Annotated in this window: 3 protein-coding genes and 1 pseudogene; 3 read left to right on the top strand and 1 reads right to left on the bottom strand. The window is 62.9% G+C overall.

Translation table 11 applies throughout. From position 1 onward, the window contains the following. Positions 1–444: pseudogene (locus EN935_RS25600) on the bottom strand (magnesium transporter); the annotation flags it as partial. 395 nt (positions 445–839) lie between these two features. Here EN935_RS25600 and EN935_RS25595 point away from each other — a divergent pair. The 3 genes from EN935_RS25595 (at position 840) to EN935_RS25585 (ending at position 3,849) form a co-directional block, all read left to right on the top strand. Beyond that, complete coding sequence (locus EN935_RS25595) at positions 840–1,514, top strand: response regulator transcription factor (protein WP_245462868.1); 675 nt, start codon at positions 840–842, stop codon at positions 1,512–1,514. Positions 1,515–1,687: 173 nt separating this feature from the next. Next, positions 1,688–2,878 (top strand): aminotransferase class V-fold PLP-dependent enzyme, encoded by a 1,191-nt coding sequence (locus EN935_RS25590; protein ID WP_127265788.1) that lies wholly within the window; start codon positions 1,688–1,690, stop codon positions 2,876–2,878. Between the two features lie 14 nt (positions 2,879–2,892). Next, positions 2,893–3,849, top strand: coding sequence for a CoA ester lyase (locus EN935_RS25585; protein WP_109667929.1), 957 nt, complete (start codon positions 2,893–2,895; stop codon positions 3,847–3,849). The last annotated feature ends 100 nt before the right edge of the window (positions 3,850–3,949 follow it).

Below are 3,949 nucleotides of genomic sequence, written 5' to 3'. Positions count from 1 at the left end.
GCGCAGCCTGATCCGCTCGGTGAACGGCAGCTGCGACAGGATCTCGTCCTGGTCTTCCTTCTCGAGGTCTTCGAGAATGTAGACGGCGTCGTCGGAATCGAGCTCCTGCACCGCCTGGGCGATCTGCGCATTGGGCAGATTGTCGACGATCTCCATACGGATCGCCTCGTCGACCTCGGTCAGCGAGGAAAAGTCGAAATCCGCGCCCAAGAGTTCGACCAGCGCACGGCGCTGTTCGGGATGCAGCGCCTCGAGCAGGTCGCCGAGTTCCGACTGATGCAGGTCGTCGACTTCATGCTTTAGGGTCAGCGTATCGCGGTCGGCGATCGCCGCGCCAATCCGCGCAAGGAAGGACGAAAGGACGGCGCCGTCCTCGCCATAGATGTCGGCGTGATGCTCCTCGGCGGCCCTGGCGCCGGTCGTCCGTTCGTGCTCGCCTTCCACCAGCGCCTCCCGCCATCGCAATCCCGGAAAAGGTGCAAATCAGGTCTAGAGCATCGCACCCAAAAGTGGAAACCGGTTTTGGGAAAATCCGACGCTCATTCCAGAGATAGCGCGGCAACATGAATCGATTTGGGAATTTGTCGCTCTAACGCTCGGAATATCAAACGAAATGCACACTCTCCTACCTGCTTCCCTTCACCGAGAGACGGTATTGCCGATGCCCGACCTGGAATGCCGATCCTGTCACAAACCAACGGGATACCGGTTCAGGGGACGCGACAGCACATGTCGCTGGGGAAAGAGCACCCTTGTGCGGTTGCGGCGATTGTCGTGGCACAGGGTCCGGATATCAGCCGGATCCGCCCATGTCCGCAACCGGTCCAGAACGGAAGCCCTTGAGCGCAAGGTCGGCGACAACGAACGAGGTCACATCAGGACAGCAACGCGTTCGCGTCGTTGTCGCCGAGCGCAATCCGCTTGTCATATCGGCGCTGCGCGAAATGCTGGAATGCGACGGACGTTTCGAATTGCTGAGCGCCGTGCAGAGCGGCAAGCAACTCCTGGAACTGGCGACGAAGACCAAATTCGATGTCGCCGTCATCGGCTGGAGGCTCGCCGACATGGACGGCGCGGATGTTCTGGCCGAGGTCCAGAGCCGCAAGCTCGATATGCGTATCACGGTGTTTTCCAACGACCATGACATCGGCATCCTGAAGCAATGCGTGCGGCTCGGGGCTCAGGGCTACTGCTTCCAGTTCGATGATCCGCATATTATCTTCGAGACTATCCTGGCGGTCGCGCATGGCCGCATCTGCATCCCCTACATCGACATCAACAAGGTCAACGACACGCCTTTGGCGCAGCTCACGGTGCGCGAGCGCGAGCTGCTGGCGGTACTGTCCGACGGCTGGACCAATCTTCAGATCGCGACGCGCACGGGAATTTCCGAGAATACGGTGAAATACCACCTCAAGAATCTCTACGACAAGCTTGACGTCCGCAACCGGGCGATGGCAGTCGCCCTCTATTCGAGCGAGAAGCGCCGCACTCCCAGGCTGCCTGTCGGGTAGGACGACCGGGTAGGCCAATGGGTAGGCCCAATGGGTAGGCCCAATGGGTAGGGCCAAGTGGGTAGGCTCGCCCCACCCGGGCGCGGCGAGAACTTACCCGCCAAGGTGTTGTTGCTCCTCGCCGCCGAGACGACACTCCCCTCCATAATCTCTAACATCGGAGGAGTTCGCGCATGGCTGGGTTCACCCACCTTTTTATTCCAGGACCCACCAACATTCCGGAGCAGGTCCGGCAAGCGATGAACCTGCCGATGGAGGACATGCGCGCCGCCTCGTTCCCTGAACTCACCCTGCCGCTGTTCGAGGACATCAAGAAGGTTTTCAAGAACGAAACCGGCCGCGTCTTCATCTACCCGTCGTCGGGCACCGGCGCTTGGGAGGCAGCCATGACCAATGTGCTTAGCCCCGGCGATCGCGTGCTGATGTCGCGCTTCGGCCAGTTCTCGCATCTATGGGTCGACATGGCCGAGCGCCTTGGCTTTGAGGTCGACGTTATCGACTGCGAGTGGGGAACCGGTGTGCCGCTCGACCTCTACGCGGAAAGGCTGAAGGCGGACAAGGCACACCGCATCAAGGCAGTCTTCTGCACGCAGAACGAGACCGCGACCGGCGTCACCAGCGATGTCGCCGGCTGCCGGGCCGTGCTCAACACGGCGAACCACCCTGCCCTTCTCTTTGTCGACGGCGTCTCGTCGATCGGCTCGATCGACTTCCGTCAGGAAGAATGGGGTGTCGACTGCGCCGTCAGCGGCTCGCAGAAAGGTTTCATGCTGCCAGCCGGCCTCGGCTTCCTCTCAGTCAGCAAGAAGGCGCTCGTCGCTTCCAGGGTCGCCTCCCACCGACGCTGCTTCTTCTCGTTCGAGGACATGATCCGCGCCAACGACGCCGGGTATTTCCCCTATACGCCGGCGACGCAACTGCTGCGCGGCCTGCGCGCCTCGCTCGATCTGATCGCCGAAGAAGGGCTCGACAACATCTTCGTCCGCCACCATCGCCTCGCCGAAGGCGTGCGCAAGGCGGTCGACGCCTGGGGCCTGAAGCTCTGCGCGAAGGCGCCGAAATGGCACTCCGACACCGTCAGCGCCATCCTGGTGCCGGAAGGCATCGACAGCGGCGACGTCGTCAAGCGAGCCTATGGCACCTACCAGACGTCGCTCGGCGGCGGCCTCAACAAGGTGATGGGCAAGGTCTTCCGCATCGGCCATCTCGGCTGGCTGAACGAGGTGATGGTGCTGGCGTCACTGTCCGCCGCCGAACTGGCGCTGCTCGACTGCGGCGTCAAGCTGGCGCCGGGTTCCGGTGTCGGTGCCGCGATCGCGCATTTCCGCCGCTCGCCGCAGTCCGCCATCGCCGAAGCCGCCTGATCCGGGAGCACGCCATGAGCCACACCATCAACCATCTGAAGAAACTGAGGCTGCAGCGCAGCGAACTCGCTGTCCCCGGCTCCAGTCCCGAGATGATCGACAAGGCGGCCAACAGCGCCGCCGACTTCGTCTTCCTCGACATCGAGGACGCGGTGGCGCCGCCGGACAAGGAACGCGCCCGCAAGAACATCATCCAGGCGCTTAACGACATCGACTGGCGCGCCAAGGGCAAGACCGTTTCGGTGCGCATCAACGGCCTCGACACGCACTACATGTACCGCGACGTGGTCGACGTGATGGAACAGGCCGGCGACCGGCTGGACACCATCCTGGTGCCGAAGGTCGGCGTTCCGGCCGACCTCTACATGGTCGAGGCCATGGTCAATCAGATCGAGATGGCCAAGGGCTACAAGACCCGCGTCGGCCTCGAAGCCCTCATCGAGACGGCGCTCGGCATGGCAAATGTCGAAGCGATCGCCGCTACATCAGGCCGCCTGGAGGCGATGCATTTCGGCGTCGCCGACTATGCCGCGAGTTGCAAGGCGCGCACCGTCAACATCGGCGGCCTCAACCCCGACTATCCCGGCGACCAGTGGCATTTCGCTCTATCGCGGATGACGGTTGCCTGCAGGGCCTACGGCCTGCGTGCCATCGACGGCCCGTTCGGCGATTTCTCCGACCCTGAGGGCTACATCGCTGGCGCAAGGCGCGCTGCGGCATTGGGCATCGAAGGCAAATGGGCGATCCATCCCTCGCAGATTGCGCTCGCTAACGACGTCTTCTCGCCGCCGGAAAAGGAGGTGACCCGCGCCAGGCGCATCCTCGAAGTGCTGAAGGAGGCCGAGGCGCAGGGCAAGGGCGCGGCAGCGCTCGACGGCAAGATGATCGACGCCGCTTCGGAACGCATGGCGCGCAATGTGCTGGTGGTCAACGAGGCGATCGAGCGCGCCGGCCAGACTGCGACGCACTGACAATTACCGGGAGGACAAAATGGACATTCACGAATACCAGGCCAAGGAACTGCTTGCCCGTCACGGCGTGCATGTGCCGCGCGGTGGACTGGCCTACAGC

The organism is Mesorhizobium sp. M7D.F.Ca.US.004.03.1.1, assembly GCF_003998635.1.
Classification (GTDB): domain Bacteria; phylum Pseudomonadota; class Alphaproteobacteria; order Rhizobiales; family Rhizobiaceae; genus Mesorhizobium; species Mesorhizobium loti.
This window is presented reverse-complemented; position numbering and strand designations above follow the sequence as displayed.